Origin of the sequence: Rahnella sp. CG8 (assembly GCF_023701875.1) — a bacterium.
GTDB lineage: Bacteria > Pseudomonadota > Gammaproteobacteria > Enterobacterales > Enterobacteriaceae > Rahnella > Rahnella aceris.
Genome location: NZ_JABAED010000030.1, coordinates 36,724 through 51,429, shown reverse-complemented (window position 1 = coordinate 51,429; position 14,706 = coordinate 36,724). Strand labels below are relative to the sequence as shown.

General features: G+C 51.0%; 11 protein-coding genes and 1 pseudogene. 5 read left to right on the top strand and 7 right to left on the bottom strand.

The window, feature by feature from the left end; translation table 11 throughout:
- Positions 1 to 500 (top strand): annotated as a pseudogene (locus tag HGO41_RS21635) (tyrosine-type recombinase/integrase); the annotation flags it as partial.
- 182 nt (positions 501 to 682) lie between these two features.
- On the opposite strand, the gene HGO41_RS21630 reads toward HGO41_RS21635, so the two are convergent.
- Positions 683 to 967 (bottom strand): HigA family addiction module antitoxin, encoded by a 285-nt coding sequence (locus HGO41_RS21630; RefSeq protein WP_250981395.1) that lies wholly within the window; start codon positions 965 to 967, stop codon positions 683 to 685.
- A gap of 9 nt (positions 968 to 976) precedes the next feature.
- Positions 977 to 1,249, bottom strand: coding sequence for a type II toxin-antitoxin system RelE/ParE family toxin (locus HGO41_RS21625; RefSeq protein ID WP_250981394.1), 273 nt, complete (start codon positions 1,247 to 1,249; stop codon positions 977 to 979).
- A gap of 1,588 nt (positions 1,250 to 2,837) precedes the next feature.
- Between HGO41_RS21625 and HGO41_RS21620 the strand changes: the two genes are divergently transcribed.
- The 3 genes from HGO41_RS21620 to tyrS all read left to right on the top strand — a co-directional run bounded on the left by HGO41_RS21620 (position 2,838) and on the right by tyrS (position 6,824).
- Positions 2,838 to 3,728 carry an integrase domain-containing protein gene (locus HGO41_RS21620; protein WP_250981393.1) on the top strand — a complete coding sequence of 297 codons (891 nt, stop codon included), beginning with the start codon at positions 2,838 to 2,840 and terminating at the stop codon, positions 3,726 to 3,728.
- A 115-nt stretch (positions 3,729 to 3,843) separates the two neighbouring features.
- Positions 3,844 to 4,926, top strand: a complete 1,083-nt coding sequence (locus HGO41_RS21615) for a helicase RepA family protein (protein WP_250981392.1) — start codon at positions 3,844 to 3,846, stop codon at positions 4,924 to 4,926.
- 695 nt (positions 4,927 to 5,621) lie between these two features.
- Complete coding sequence (gene tyrS / locus HGO41_RS21610) at positions 5,622 to 6,824, top strand: tyrosine--tRNA ligase (RefSeq protein WP_250981391.1); 1,203 nt, start codon at positions 5,622 to 5,624, stop codon at positions 6,822 to 6,824.
- A 13-nt stretch (positions 6,825 to 6,837) separates the two neighbouring features.
- Here the strand turns inward: tyrS and HGO41_RS21605 are convergent, their stop codons facing one another.
- From HGO41_RS21605 to HGO41_RS21585, 5 genes are all read right to left on the bottom strand, one after another.
- Complete coding sequence (locus HGO41_RS21605) at positions 6,838 to 7,626, bottom strand: TylF/MycF/NovP-related O-methyltransferase (RefSeq protein WP_250981390.1); 789 nt, start codon at positions 7,624 to 7,626, stop codon at positions 6,838 to 6,840.
- A complete protein-coding gene (locus tag HGO41_RS21600) occupies positions 7,623 to 9,269 on the bottom strand; it encodes a B12-binding domain-containing radical SAM protein (RefSeq protein WP_250981389.1) in 1,647 nt (548 codons plus the stop codon). The genes HGO41_RS21605 and HGO41_RS21600 overlap by 4 nt, the downstream gene beginning before the upstream one ends.
- A 9-nt stretch (positions 9,270 to 9,278) precedes the next feature.
- Positions 9,279 to 10,262 carry a phytanoyl-CoA dioxygenase family protein gene (locus tag HGO41_RS21595; protein WP_250981388.1) on the bottom strand — a complete coding sequence of 328 codons (984 nt, stop codon included), beginning with the start codon at positions 10,260 to 10,262 and terminating at the stop codon, positions 9,279 to 9,281.
- A 26-nt stretch (positions 10,263 to 10,288) separates the two neighbouring features.
- Entirely contained in the window at positions 10,289 to 11,173 is an 885-nt protein-coding gene (locus tag HGO41_RS21590) for a phytanoyl-CoA dioxygenase family protein (protein WP_250981387.1), read from the bottom strand.
- Positions 11,174 to 11,245: 72 nt separating this feature from the next.
- Positions 11,246 to 11,887, bottom strand: coding sequence for a hypothetical protein (locus HGO41_RS21585; RefSeq protein WP_250981386.1), 642 nt, complete (start codon positions 11,885 to 11,887; stop codon positions 11,246 to 11,248).
- An 810-nt stretch (positions 11,888 to 12,697) separates the two neighbouring features.
- Between HGO41_RS21585 and HGO41_RS21580 the strand changes: the two genes are divergently transcribed.
- Entirely contained in the window at positions 12,698 to 13,921 is a 1,224-nt protein-coding gene (locus HGO41_RS21580; RefSeq protein ID WP_250981385.1) for an MFS transporter, read from the top strand.
- Positions 13,922 to 14,706: the final 785 nt, after the last annotated feature.

Sequence of the window (14,706 nt, the reverse complement as noted above, 5' to 3'; positions counted from 1 at the left end):
TCCTCACGCGGCGCAAAAATGAAGGCCACCCACCTGGTTCCCTTGTCACGACAGGCTATCCGGGTTCTCCGGGAAATCCGCGCCCTTTCCGGTGAGTTGCCCTTGCTTTTTCCCGGTGATCACTCACCGTACAAACCTATGAGTGAAAATACCATCAATAAGGCCCTGCGCACGATGGGGTATGGCACAACAGAGATTTGTGGACATGGATTCCGGACAATGGCCTGTAGCGCCCTGGTTGAGTCCGGGCGCTGGTCAAGGGATGCGGTAGAGCCCAGATGAGCCATCAGGAGCGTAACAGCGTCAGGGCCGCCTATATCCACAAAGCTGAACATCTGGAAGAGCGGCAGCAAATGATGCAATGGTGGGCTGATTATCTTGATGCTAACGCAAGCAGTAAGGTTTTTGTCAGACCTTATCGTTTTGAGGCGCATATTGCGGCGACTGACCGGGAGGGTGAATGCGATACTGGCATTCGCCTGCCTGCCGTTCGAACTTAATGGGAGGTACCGTGCGCGCCCTCTTGGAGCCCGGGGGCAAAACGTATTTCAAGGCAGCAGGAGGTGATACGAAAGTCGTGCTCATAACGAGTGAAGACTCCACCCATGGTCCCGTCCCTTCAGCTGTACAGCATTTAGGGAAAACCATTCACAGGTGGAGCCGGTTGGATAAAAATGGGCAGTCAGGCAAATGCCAGACGTCCGATAACAGGATGTTCACGGTGTTGCACCTGCCACAGATCATAAGCGGCCTGCGCTGCCAGGAATACGCGTGCAGAGCCGATACCCGCTAATTCCAGTCGATAAGCCAGGTCTGCTGTTATTGGTGCATGCTCATTCAGCACCGAAGACAGGTGTCCGCGCGAATAGCCTATGTGCCGTGCCAGGCCGGTTACCGTCATGCCGATGGCCGGAAGAACATCTTCACGCAGCGATTCCCCGGGATGGGGCGGATTGTACATCGCCATACTGGCCTCCTAATGATAATCAAGGTAATCAATCAGCTCTACATCGGAGCCGTTGAACCGGAAGATAACTCGCCAGTTGCCTGAGATACTTACCGACCAGAAACCTTTGAGCTGACCCTTAAGCGGGTGCAGGCGAAAACCGGCAATGTCGCCCGGGGCGCTGGCGTCATTCAGATACATCAACAGACGCCTCAGCCGTGGAACGTGCGCCGCGTGGACACCGGAGGGATCGCCGCACTCATACAAAGCCCGGAGTCCCTTGTGTCTGAAACTCCGGATCATAATGACTCCATTGTAAGGTAATACCTTACATATTTCAAGTCTGTTAAAGTCAACGCCAGCTTGACAGTAATCTGCCTGTGGCTGTGCGTGGATGAACACATGTCGGGGATAGTCATGATTTCATCTCCTGTGAAAATGGTAGTTAAGGTGAGATGTACCCGCAGGGAACGCGGTGGTATCACCGGGGAAAATGCAGCATCAGTGCCGAGGCACGTTGTCCGCCATGTGATGCGCAGCGGACCGGATCTGCGTGTGAAGACACGCCGCAGCCCTGAAGATCCTGGCTGACTGGGTTGGGCTGATAACATCAGCGTCAACTGGCCCATCGTGCCTGACGGTTTGACTGCTATCACCTAACAATACGGCATACGGACTCACCGCTTTTATGGACGGACGATGGGTAGATTTAGAGTGAAAGGAGAAGGACACAGATTTGCCGACTTAATTTATGGCGGTGCTCCCTTTCTGAAAATTTACTGACCTGTGGAAGAATTATTGTTTCAGAAGAGGACTAACTGCTGGAAGGCAAAACGGACATTTCCGGCGACGGGCAGGCGACAGGATAAACGGAGTACAAACAACCCGGGACGACACCGGAAACGCCCGAACACATTTCACCTGAATACCGTCACACAAACAAGCCCTGATACCGTTATGCTAAAACAGAATACGGATCTCGCCTGTAGTAAATCACTTAATCACCCTAAGCAGATTGGGGGACCATTCGTTCTCGTTTGCCTTTGAACAACTCCGGGCATGGCGTGAGTCACTTGTTTACTCGCGCCATGCCCGGATAACAAGCAAAGCGCGTTAGCCGATCATCAGACTGCTGCCAGCACTTGCACTAGCGGCCAAATGGTTGTATAAAAAAAGCGCAATCGCTGTTTGTTAACAGCATCCCAGGCAGCTCAGGTCTTTAAGGCTGCGCAGACCGGTTCCTCCGGCTGTGACCTCCCCAAGCCTGCCCACACACCGTTTACGCAGGCGCATGTTTTGACGCATGGGTGTGATGTTTTTTCATGGCCTCCAGGCCCGATTGATTTCACCTTGTTCGCATTTTTCTTCAGGGCAACCACTCCACTTGCCCACTCTTTTACTGCTTACTGCTCTCTGCTACCGGGCACCTGCCCGGAGGAGCGTTATCCTTTTGCGGCTGCTGCTGCTCCATGCCAACTGCGGCAATACGCCTTTTCACCGGCCCGCGGGCGGGACGGTCACTTTAAGCGACAGCGCAAAGTGACCGTCCCCGCACTGCCGCAGCCAGCCCTTGTCCGTGCGGCTTCTGCCGCAACCGTCACCATCTGACAGGCCTCTCCGGCCTGCAATTATCCCCGTCAACCATCGACTACTAAGGAGGAAAAAGACCGAATACCGAGGCAGGCCGGAAGGCCTGGGGGAATATCCTGACGAGAGTCAGGCGGCCGCACCGAGTGCGTCACCGTACCCCGCAACACCTCACCTGACACCCCGCCCCGGTGCAGGTATTCGTCTTCAGGACCGTGTCACCGGGGAAAGGTCAGTACCGCTGCCGAGGGGTAGTGATGAGTGTGGGTTACAGACAATACGGATAAGGTATGGGAGGGGTTTTATGTCAACCCTGCAACGAGAGTTAATCCGGCTGGCTCGCCAGGCGGGCGGCAGTTACAAGACCGTGAACGACCGCACCGGCATGGCCCGGCGGTTTGTGCAGCACCTGCGCGCACTGAATATCCAGTCCCGCAGCGTGAATCAGATTAAAGCTAAACATATTGAAAGCTATATCGAGGCCCGTAAGGCGGAGGGCATCAGTGCACGCAGCCTGCAAAACGAGATGGCCGCCATCAGGACGGTACTCCATCAGGCCGGGCGCGACCGGCTGGCGGATGATAGGCGTCTGAGCAATACCGCGCTGGGGCTGAGCGGCGCCAGCAGGATGGGGACCAAAGACCCGCTGCCGGATGCGGTGTATGCACAAATTTATCAAGATGCGCGTGAGCGTGACGCCGGACTGGCGGCGACGCTGCAACTTCAGCGTCTGCTGGGGCTACGCGCCCAGGAAGCGGTTCAGGCGGTGAAATCACTGGAGACCTGGCGGCATGAGCTGGACAGCGGGCAACCCAGGCTGACGGTAACTTACGGCACCAAGGGCGGACGTCTGCGCGAAACATCGGCCATCAATACAGAGCAGGTATCCGCCGCTATCGATACCGCCCGCCAGATTGCCGCTGAGCGCCACGGGCGACTGATTGACCGTCCCGAACTGAAAACCGCCATGAACTATTACCACTACCATCTCCGGCGGCTGGGTCTGACCGGACGGCAGGCGTCCCAAAGCCTGCGTTACGCCTGGGCGCAAGACAGCCTGAACTGGCACCGGCAACAGGGAGCGGGTCACAAAGAGGCCCTGGCGCGGGTGGCGATGGACCTGGGGCACGGTGACGGCCGGGGCGAGTTTGTCAAACGGGTATATGTCCAGCAGATGGCGGGAGGAAAAAAATGAGGCCAGCCAGGGGAAAAGTACCACAGAGACGCCAGCCCGGACGCAGGGATATTTGTTGTCCGGGCTGCGCTGACGTTTTCCTTATGAATATTGATAAATGACTGTGGAGGTCACCATGAAGCCACCCTTAACGCTGGTTGACCAGCAGAAGTCCCCCTTCACCACCACGTTACCCTTGCATCCTGGCTCGCAGGGCTATGACACCCGCCAGGATTATCTTATCAAGGGACATTTACCCAGTGACGCCCTGACCAGCATTTACGGCCCCAGCGGCTCCTATAAATCCTTCCTGGCGATTGCCTGGGCCTGCCATATTGCCACCGGCATGCCCTGGGCGAGACGGCGGGTCGCCCAGGGCTCGGTGCTGTATATCGTCGGGGAAGGCGGTATCGGCGTGCCGCGCCGGATTAAGGCCTGGGAGCGTACCTTTAACGGCGACAGCCCCATCGGCACGCTGTGGCGCATTGACTGCCCGGTATTCCCGGCCAGCCCTGAAAGCGCGGAGCAAGTGGTGCTGGCCGCCCGCGAAGTAGAAAACCAAACGGGCATGGCGGTCAGGCTGGTGGTGCTCGATACGCTGGCCCGCTGCTTTGGCGGCTCGGATGAGAATGCCGCCCGCGATATGGGCGCATTTATCCAGGGCTGTGATTATATCAAGGCGAAAACCCGCGCCACAGTGCTGATTATCCACCACTCCGGCAAGGATGAGGACAAGGGCGCACGCGGCTCCAGCGCCTTCCGGGCGGCGCTGGACGCGGAGTTCCATGTGCGGCGAGAGGAATCCGGTCAGGGTCTGGTGCTGAAGTGCACCAAGATGAAGGATGCGGAGGAGCCGCCGCATAGGGCTTACGCCTTAAGCCGGGTGCCATTGTATACCGATGACGATGAGGAGCAGATTGTGTCGCTGGTGCTGAACGATGAAGGTCACCCCCCGGAAGCGGACAATCCGGCCCTGGACCCTTACCTGGCCTCGGTGCCGCGCCTGACCAGTAACCATGTGGCGTTATGGCAGTGCGTGCGCTCGCGTACCGCCGCCGGTGAACCATGTACCCGGACGCTGGTACGTGATGACCTGCGGGCCATGGGGGTGGATGTGTCGAAGAAATTTACCCGCTGGCTGGATAAGCTGGTCAACGACGGGCTGTTGACGATCGAAGGCGAAATTATCCGCCCCCGGCATAAAGAGCAGGAAGAATAACTTAGCCTGGTCCGCCATCATTCGACATCCATATGCCATTGTGATACGACAGGCATACACGCCCCCCGGACGTTGCCGGTAAGTCAGCAACGTCCGGAGCCCCGATACATCGCGGCGTTGCCGCGCTAACGGGGCGGGACGTACCTCAACTCGGGTGTTGCCGGTAAGATCGTATGGCTTTGCAGGGCGTGCGGGGTTACGTGGGCTTTGAACGCCCTTAACCGGCTTCGCCGGGTTCCGGCGGCTATCAGCACTGTCGCTTTCTGCGATTTCCTTTGCCGCCTGCCATGCGCTAACGCGCATTAATGTCCCATGAACACGCTTTGCTTGAATGAAGCCTTTTTCGTCGTGAGTAACTAGGGCATGAGGTGGGGGGAATCCGGGAGAAAACCAAAAACTATGGCTAATCCCCCCACTTTACGCGTGTCTAGGCACAGAGTAAGTGGGGGAATAAAAAAATAGTTTAAAATCAATGGGGAAACCGTATCCACGTGAACGCAGTGGGGGAATAAGTGGGAAGGTGCCCTTTAGGGGGAACGTGGGGGATAGCTTTAGGCTGTGAGATTCTGGAATCTGAACTGTCTCAAGCTCAACCGATGCTGCGCAGAAGCTATTTTTTATATTGTACTCTGACTTGACAGGAACGTACTTAAGAAAATAACGTTAACTGCCTGTTAACTCTCCTGAGAATGTCAATGAACACTGATAATGATATTGCAGTATTGGCTTCAAATATTGCCATAATGGAACCCTCTGATGGACTTGAAAAAAAGCTTGCACTCGCCGCAAAAGAAAATCGTAGGCTGGTCATTAAGCTTGGATTCGACCCTACTGCACCTGATCTTCATCTCGGGCATGCTGTTGTATTACGTAAATTGAGGCAGTTTCAGGATGCTGGTCACAGTATTGTCATTATTATTGGTGACTTTACTGCCTCTATTGGTGATCCGACGGGTCGCAACAAGCTGCGTCCACCATTAAGTGAAGAACAAATCGCTATTAATAGTCAGACCTATATCGACCAGCTCGGCCGAATTATAGATATTTCCCGTATAGAAGTACGCCGCAACTCCGACTGGTTCAGAAAAATGTCTTTTTCTGAAATCATTGGGCTTGTTTCCCGCGTCACGCTGGCACAAATGATGCAGCGTGATGATTTCAAAAACCGGTATGCCGCATCCTCCCCTATTTATCTACACGAGCTCCTGTATCCAGTGCTTCAGGGATATGACTCTGTGATGATCAACGCGGACATCGAGCTTGGTGGTACGGATCAGCTCTTCAATAACATGGTAGGGCGAATGCTACAGGAGTCCTTCGGAAGTGAGGGGCAGTCGGTCATCACTATGCCTTTGCTAGAGGGGCTGGACGGCAAGGATAAAATGAGTAAATCGAAAGGGAACTATATTGCGTTAACCGACAGCCCTGAGGATATGTACGGGAAAGTCATGTCGCTGCCCGATCATCTCATTTTCAGTTATCTCAGCCTGGCCACGAATGTGCCAGCAGAACACATCACTGAGGCCAGAGAGCAGGTGGAACGGGGAATGAATCCCATTCTTTTAAAAAAGGATCTGGCACACAAGATAGTTGCCATCTACCATGGTGACGAAGCGGCTGACACTGCTGGCAAACATTTTGAGCGGATATTTCAACAACACAATCCCACCGAAGAAGACCATCTTCCCCTCATTCTTGACGGACATACGCGCCTGTCACTGATTGATTTCTGCAGCCAGGCCCTTGCCGAAATGAGCCGCTCTGAGATCCGGCGGCTTATCCGTTCGGGGGCAGTAAGGATCAATGCCCACAAAGAGACCGATGAACTGGCAACGATTTATCCGGAGTCAGGCATGCTCCTCTGGATGGGTAAACGTCACCGTTTTATCGTCAAGTAGACGCTGACATCTATTACATAAAAGGTCGGGTGATTTTTATCAGTTTGCCTTTTCTTATACCTTCAAGGATGGGCGGTTCAGTATTGAGTTCCTCCCGCCAAAACTGTTCATCCTCCAGCAGTTCCAAGATAAGTGGAAGATGTCCATCCTGTGAGTAAATATTCCCTCCTGGCACGAGGCAGGGGTAGAGGCACCGCAGGCATTCGCGGGTTGAAAGCAGCAGGTCAACATCCAGAAATGCCGTGGCAACGGGCCTGGACCAGTTACGCATTGTCTCTGAAAACCATCCAGGCACAAACTCGCATATTGTGATGTCACCATACTTTTCAACGTTTGCCTTCACTTCTTCCAGCGAGCCGCAAAACTCACCTTCGCGAAATATAACCTCCCGGCCTTCAATACTGATACCATGGTCCTCGTTATGTGCCGGCAAGCCCATGAATGAATCAAACACCACGAACGGCCTCCCAGCAAGCGCCGCGGCCAGGCTGAACTTGGCTGTGCTTGAACCTTTGAAGCACCCCGCCTCAACCACACATCCCGGGCGGCTTTGCGTAAGAGAGAGAATTTCGGTACAAAACGAAAGAATATCCTGCGTACTATGTGGGCTAATGAGTTCGTTAGAAATACGGTAGTGACTTTCCACAATAGCGCGTCGCTGTTCACTGGTGGCATGTATTGCGGTATTTGTCATAAACAGCTCAACCAAATCCTTGTGGGGATCTTTTCCTTCACGCAACATCGCCTGTATCTGCTCAGGAAACCAGGGAACATAGCTACTTGCGAACGACTTGGTGTTCATGCGGAATCCCTCATTTCATATTCAGATAACAATCCTCTATTCTCGATAAATTGAGAAAGCCGCTTTGCTCGCTGCCTGACCTCTGGAATAGTAGCGCCAGTGGCAAGCTCCCTGACTCTTTGTCGCTGCAGGGAACACCAGGATAATGCTTCGTTAAGGCGGGTGGGATAAACATAGCGGTGGACTCTTTCCAGCAGTTCTGGCCGGAGTATGAACTCACAATTGACCATTGCATAGAGCTCATTAAGCTGATCTTTGGTTACGGCCTCCGCAACAGTTGGAAGTCCGTAGGGAGCAGACGCGCCAAAGAGATCAGGCCGGGGCCGAATGTTCATTTTTGTTCCCCCGTCACCCAGTTCCTGCAGTAAGGGAATTCGCCTCAACGCACGTTTGTATTCTGTTGTGCCGATATCCGGCGTCAGTATTGCTGTTGCCAAGAAGAAAATAGGCAGTTTCAGCACCCGATCCAAGTCATCCAAAATACTGGTTATAGTGTCATGAGGCGCACCGATGATATAGCCGCAGACAACACCTATGCCGGCGGCATCCAAGACAGTGACCGCATTAATGTTCATCTCCACCGTGGTGGCCTTGTTGTAATAATCGAGGCTTCGCTGGTCCATGGATTCCAAGCCCAGAAAGACCTTGCGGCAACCAGCGCGGTACATGCGCGCGGCGAGATTGGCATTCATCACTTCCGAGCGGGCATTGCATGTCCATAGTATATTGTAATTTGATAGCATTTCGAGCAGCTCATCCAGGCTCTCGTGCTGAAGCAGATCATCATCATGAAACTGAATAGAGTCGTTCCCGAATTGCAAGAGATACCTGATGTCACCTTCGATTAATTCAACCGGTCGTGAAACAAGTTTGCCGTGAATGAGATAGGTTGAGCAAAAGGTGCATCGAGCTCTACAGCTTTGGGTACAGATATAAATCTGCTGGGACTCACCAACGGCCTTCCACCATCGCTCGCGAGACTCGCCGGCCAGAGTGGTGTCATCCTGGATAAGCTCATAGGCAAATGCAGGCGAGGGAATACTAGCCAACGATTTATCAAAAACGGTGGCGCCCATGGTGACTTTCCCATCACGCACAAAACAAATGCCCCGGGCCTCTTCTCCTTCACCAAAGTCGGGCTTAAGAAACGTGGAGAGTGTATGCCTGAGAGCACCGCCCCCTTCACCTCTCACCACTAAATGGGCAAAATCTATTTCTGGTGCAACCGTAGGGTGTGCGCCGCCAACCATGATACAAAATTCTTCGGGGTCCATCAGGGAAACCATGGACCGAGTACGTTCAAACGCAAGTGAATAGAGGCTGATAAGCACAAAGCGAGCACTGGCCGGTCTCAGCCACTCGGAAATAGCGGTGGCCAGCTCCGCATCTCCGCTGTAATTATCCTCATCAAAATATTTTATGTGAGGTTTGAAGGGGATTAGCCCGCGCTCAGCGTCCACTTGGGCAGAGCGAGCTAGATTTAGCAGGCCCAGGGAGGCATAACGAGCGGCAAATTTATCCTGACGTTTATCTGCGGCGCCTAGTTGGGTAGTCCGAAATCCATGATGCACCAGTGCCAGCCTCGGTGGACCCTCAGAGACAGAAAAAGTACCTGATTTTTTGAGCATAGAGATATCAAACATCTTTACCTCCTAGGCGCAAATCGGACTGCGATCATGTTTATCCCAGCGATCAAACTTGGGATGTGGCTGACCGGCCAGCGCGAAGCGGGCGTTATGCCAAGCCTGTACCCAGGATGCATGATCTTTGAGCTCAGACACTGGATTATTTCGACTTCTTGCCACAAAACCGGGGAACCATTCTCTGCCCGTTGGTTGGCCAGTCGGGCAATATCGCAGGTCGAAACTCCACCGTCCTCCTCGACTTGCATTGGCCAAAGACGCATGCATGGTCAAGGAGTGAAGAAAAATCGCATCACCCGGCCTGACAGGAAGAGCGACAAAATCTTCACCGACGAGTTCGTCAGGTATCCCCTGGAGGTGTGGTTTATCGCAGTGATGCACCAATCCGCCTTTGTGACTGCCTGGTACCACAATAAGGCAGCCGTTCTCTTCGGTCGCCTCGTTGATAGGCAACCAGACACCCAACATGGACGTTCTGTCTGCATCCGGAGTCACGACTGCCAGGTCCTGATGCCAAAATGTTTTTCCGGTTAGTGTGAGTGTATGGCTACGCGTTTCCTGGGTGATATTTTTCTGGGGTGGCTTGATTCGCATGTGCTGCACCGGGACGGAATAAATCTCAGGCCCGATGATTTGCTCTATGGCATCCAAAAGCCGGGGATGGCGAAGCAATCGGAAAATGGTTTCATCCAGATAAAGTGGCGAGTCCTTACGGATAGTGTCTTCAACAGGCAGTGTAATATCGAGACTCTGAAAGCAATTACCATCCGTCTGGCGCATCAGTGAAAGCATCTTATTTTCAGTTGTATCATGCGGTTCATAAGTACCGATGGTGCCATCTGCCAGCCATTTTTCTGCCAGGCTGTCGCAGTATGCATCATAGGCAATCATGACAGGGTTTAAGACCTCGTCCGGCGAAAAGACATTTCTTAGAACCGCATAGCCGTTTTCGTGATAGTCGGCAGCGATACGGTTAATACCAGTCTGTGACATAAATCAGCTCCGTCGGTTAGTGTGGTTCAGCTCTGGCTCAGTGCATCACGGGATGCATCCTGGAGTTCATAAAGTGATTTGGGAATGTCTTTCGGGGTGTAAATATCTGGTGCTGGTCCGCCGAAGCGGGCTGTTTTCTTTCGCTCACCTCGTAAATGATGGGCACAGGCTTCCATAGAAATCAGTTGACTCCCGGTGTAAAGCGGAAAAGCGTCCGTTGCACGATATTCAAATATCAATGTGCTCCGGGGAGCATCTGACGTATTTGGTGCTGAGCGATGAGGTGTGAACGGATGCAGAAAAATCACACTACCTGCGGGAGCGGCCAGGCTCACGGGTCTGCCATAAATGCGCTCGTTCATATCTTCAGTTATCATGCCGGCAAAACTGCCATCCGCAAGCGCATGATCAAAGGTTCGGGTATGCAACCCCGGAAGCACTTCGAGGCAACCGTTTTCAGCGGTAGCGTCATCCAGGTAGATGAGTACACCCGTCAGGCTGTCATTTGTGTGCGGGAAGTAGGTATAATCCTGATGCCATTCAACAACAGAGCCGACTTTGCGCGGTTTCATATTCAACTTACTGTGTTGAAGGGCGATATCCGGGCCTATCAGCGCCTGCACATATGCCATTATACGGTCATCAACCGCCGCCTGACGAAAAGACTCATGTTGCTCATAGGGATTGAAAATACGACGAGGGACCTGATGGCCATCCACCGTACCTTTTTCGAATTCAAGTACATGCTCATACTTGCCGGAGCGCAGCGAATCCTCGGTTAACTGGTGAATCACACTGTTGAGGTCCTTAACCCAGGTCGGGTCCAGCAGTGATTCTACAAGCAGATAACCATCCCGGAGGTACTGTTGTTTCCGGATATCATTAACATGGAGAAATGCAGGATCGTTCATAACGAGTCTCCTGATAAAAAAGAGACAGCATACCGATCACTGTCGTTACCAGTACACTGTCATGGATGAGGATCAGGAAACAGTGGTGCCCAGAGTCAGTGTCACGCAGCGAATAAATTCAGTGGTCACACCGCGGCGCCCTTCAAGATCAATAACGGAGCTAGTACCGTATTTCGGGCAAATTTCATAGAGCAGATCGGGGGAGATATTTGCTCCGAGAGATTTCAATACAGCGGCGGCGGTTTCAGGTTTGAAATTCATGCGCGCAGCGTGCTCCGGCAGGGCGTTGCGGATGCGCTGGAAGGTATCTTGGTTATCGTTCAGCAGTTGCTGGAGATTACTGTCATTGACGTGCGAAAGAGCATTATCGAAGTCCGTCACGCCACGCAGAGCCAGCAGGCTGACATCCGATGCATGATAGGTCGCAATTGAAGCGGGGCCTGCCATTGATTGGGTTTTAGCATAACCCAGTGAGCGAATTTCATTATGGATGTTCTCAGCCACTTCGGGGGTGAACCCCAAAGCGAGCGCGATGCGCTCCAGATCTTCGGATGGAAGCGCAAACATAACTCCCTCCCAGGAATCAGTGAGTTCCATTGCTTTCGCTCGGATTGCATTTGCATTTTCAGAAATTCGGCTGAGCTCATTCTTGCTGACAATGGCGGCATTGAGAACGCGGGTGGAGATGGCTGATTGACCGGTAACGTTTTGCATAATCTTCTCCTGAACGTATGTTCACATAGGAAATAATGTTTTCGGATAACGAACTGCTGACGTAGAGCGCGGGCCCGAAGCAGATGCAAATAAAATGGCGGACAGTAATAATAACTATTAGTTATTATTACTAGTATTACCTTGATGATTATTTCAAGACAAATAATGCCCTGACAGAATAGGAAAATATTCTGCCTGCCTTCGTATTAGACCTGCTTCGTTCACAAATAATTAACCTCAAACAAAGGTTTCAAGTCAACACTATTTTTTATTTTTGTTGTTTATTTGTAATTTTGATGTTAAGGATTTTCTTATTATGAAACCAGTAACATTTTGATTTATTGATTACTCTCCAATTGTTGTGTTAGGTAAATAGGCTTTAGCAATTTGTGCTATTTATTTTATCTTACTGATAAAATAGGAGTTAATAAAAAATCCTTTATTTTTAATAAATTACGCACAAAGGAAAGAGTAAATTGCGAAATCCTAAGGATCACGCTACTCATAATTATGCCTCCTGACCTTCTCGTACCGGTCTGTTTATTTACATAATAAAAAACAGTATCTCTCAGAACGAATGTATCTATTGATGAGGTTTTTTATGCATAATCCTGATAATAGGAAAAAAACAAAATAAAACCGTAGATCTTGCCAATAAAGATAATGAAAGTTATTTTAAAGAAATCATAATAATACTCTTTCACTCCATCGGGATTATCTACGGTTATCATGATGGAATTAACATTAATTTTTATCCCGAAAATAAACCGAGCGATAACGATAAATTGACAGTCAATAAAGTGGGTATCGATGAAATTAAGCGTAACAGTAACAAGAGGTAATCCGGTTGTTTCGTTTTTCCTTTTTTCCTCGTTTCTTCTTACTATCGCTCGCGGTGCGGTCATCCCGTTTTTGGCGGTGTACATGACTGCCGCCTTCGGTGAAAGCATCACTTCTGCCGGTTTTGCACTATCGTTGAGCTCCATTGCTGGCATTGTTTTAAGCCTTTACGCGGGCAGGCTTGCCCGCGCTGAAAACGCATGGCTGACAGTATTCGTTCTCCTGCTATTGTTTCTTCTCTCGGTGTTTTTGGGTGCTTTGTCAGATGGGCTTGTCACGCTTACAATTTTACTTATCGTGATGAATTTCGCTTATTCCTGCATCGAAATCCTACTTCGAACTTACATCTCCGGTCGGAAGGATATCGTCGATAAAAAGAAGATTTTTTCGGCCAATTATTTTGCAGTTAATATGGGATGGGCTCTTGGGCCGTTGCTTGGCGCTCTGGTCCAGAGTTGGCAACTAAATGCGATTTTTTACGCAGGTGCAGTTGCGTCACTTTTACCGCTTGTCTGGCTAATTATACGGACTGATGTTCTCAGAGGGTTCAGTATCCAGCAAACAGAAAATAATGATGCGTTATCAACTGATAGCAAAACTATACCCCGCCTGGAGGATCTCTCTTCAGGAAATCTGTTTCTGTTAACCCTAGCTTCATTTTTTGGAGCATTCGTATACGGAAATCCCGTTGCCTATCTTTCGCAACATCTGGTGCAGCACTACAGTGCACAGACAGCATCCAGCATAGTCGCACTGATGATGTTCACTAATGCTGCAGTCGTGTTGCTGTTTCAGCATTATATTATCAGTAAGATAACTCAGAGCAATATGCTTAAGTTTCTTATGATTGCAACAGGTTGCTTTGTAGTTGGCCTCATTATTTTTTTTCATGCTAGCGAGTATCGTCCAGCCTGGATCGCTGGCATGTTCCTCTTTGCACTGGGCGAGGTTATTTTTGTTCCTGCGTTATTTTTAATAACCGATCTGATAGCACCAGCATACGCTCGTGGAAGCTATTTTTCGGTACAAAACCTTGGAGCAGCGGGTGCGGCCGTGAGCCCATTCGTTATGGGTTATATTCTCAGCACAACGGACTCGATTATTGCATTTGGCTTCTTAGGCATGGCTATCTTTTTTAGTTTTTTATTAATTTGTTGCATGAGAATCAATCAGCCAAGACTCAACGGCAGCTAATAATCCCCCAAGGATAGTGGCGATTAATTCCACGGTGGCTGAGACACTTGCAGGTGTGCGCTATACCGAACTGGACTGTGGGCGCTTGGCTCTACTGGAATGCTCCTATCAGTTCGTGCAATTAGCGACGGAGTTCCTGCCCGCTAGCTTACCTGCCCCAAATTAATTCATTGATAAATGAGCTTTATCGACTACCAGACGCCGGGAAACCTGGAGCGTTCCCAGATAGCCAACTGAGTCAAAACGAGTGGGGGGCACAAAGACCGGCTGATAACGGGTCCGAGTGGTTGCGGCAAAAACTACCTGGATTGCGCTGGGTTATAATGCCTGTCAGCAGGGCTAAAGCGTGCAATACTAGCGGCAGCCAGTTACTGACTTCGGATAATTTCTGTTGGAGTCAATAGAGCGTTTATTATTCAACCTGTGGCTCTGGTGAATAGCCACCTTCTGGAAAGAGTAATCAAAAATTCTGATATTTCTGCGAAATATCTCAAAAATGAAGTCATTTGGCCTGGGGGCTTTAAGAGGGGCTTAATATCGCACTTAACCATTAAATCATTTTATTAAACAGCGCATTACGATTACTATCGATTCCGAGTCCGGGCACCATATTTAAAGAAACCCGCCTATGGCGGGTTTTTTGCTTTCAGAGATGCGGACTCTCCATCGAACTCCGTTCGATGACTCGCCTTGACAGGCTCGCCCTGCGGGCCAACGGCAAAGCCGTTGTTCAAACGCCTGCGGCGTTAGTCCGAGTCCGGGCACCATATTTAAAGAAACCCGCC

What these genes read in the sequence shown, in the direction of transcription:
- HGO41_RS21580 (WP_250981385.1), top strand. Translation starts at nt 12,698, where the DNA reads ATGAAATTAAGCGTAACAGTAACAAGAGGTAATCCGGTTGTTTCGTTT.
- HGO41_RS21590 (WP_250981387.1), bottom strand. Translation starts at nt 11,173, where the DNA reads ATGAACGATCCTGCATTTCTCCATGTTAATGATATCCGGAAACAACAG.
- HGO41_RS21630 (WP_250981395.1), bottom strand. Translation starts at nt 967, where the DNA reads ATGGCGATGTACAATCCGCCCCATCCCGGGGAATCGCTGCGTGAAGAT.
- HGO41_RS21600 (WP_250981389.1), bottom strand. Translation starts at nt 9,269, where the DNA reads ATGTTTGATATCTCTATGCTCAAAAAATCAGGTACTTTTTCTGTCTCT.
- HGO41_RS21585 (WP_250981386.1), bottom strand. Translation starts at nt 11,887, where the DNA reads ATGCAAAACGTTACCGGTCAATCAGCCATCTCCACCCGCGTTCTCAAT.
- tyrS (WP_250981391.1), top strand. Translation starts at nt 5,622, where the DNA reads ATGAACACTGATAATGATATTGCAGTATTGGCTTCAAATATTGCCATA.
- HGO41_RS21620 (WP_250981393.1), top strand. Translation starts at nt 2,838, where the DNA reads ATGTCAACCCTGCAACGAGAGTTAATCCGGCTGGCTCGCCAGGCGGGC.
- HGO41_RS21615 (WP_250981392.1), top strand. Translation starts at nt 3,844, where the DNA reads ATGAAGCCACCCTTAACGCTGGTTGACCAGCAGAAGTCCCCCTTCACC.
- HGO41_RS21605 (WP_250981390.1), bottom strand. Translation starts at nt 7,626, where the DNA reads ATGAACACCAAGTCGTTCGCAAGTAGCTATGTTCCCTGGTTTCCTGAG.
- HGO41_RS21595 (WP_250981388.1), bottom strand. Translation starts at nt 10,262, where the DNA reads ATGTCACAGACTGGTATTAACCGTATCGCTGCCGACTATCACGAAAAC.
- HGO41_RS21625 (WP_250981394.1), bottom strand. Translation starts at nt 1,249, where the DNA reads ATGATCCGGAGTTTCAGACACAAGGGACTCCGGGCTTTGTATGAGTGC.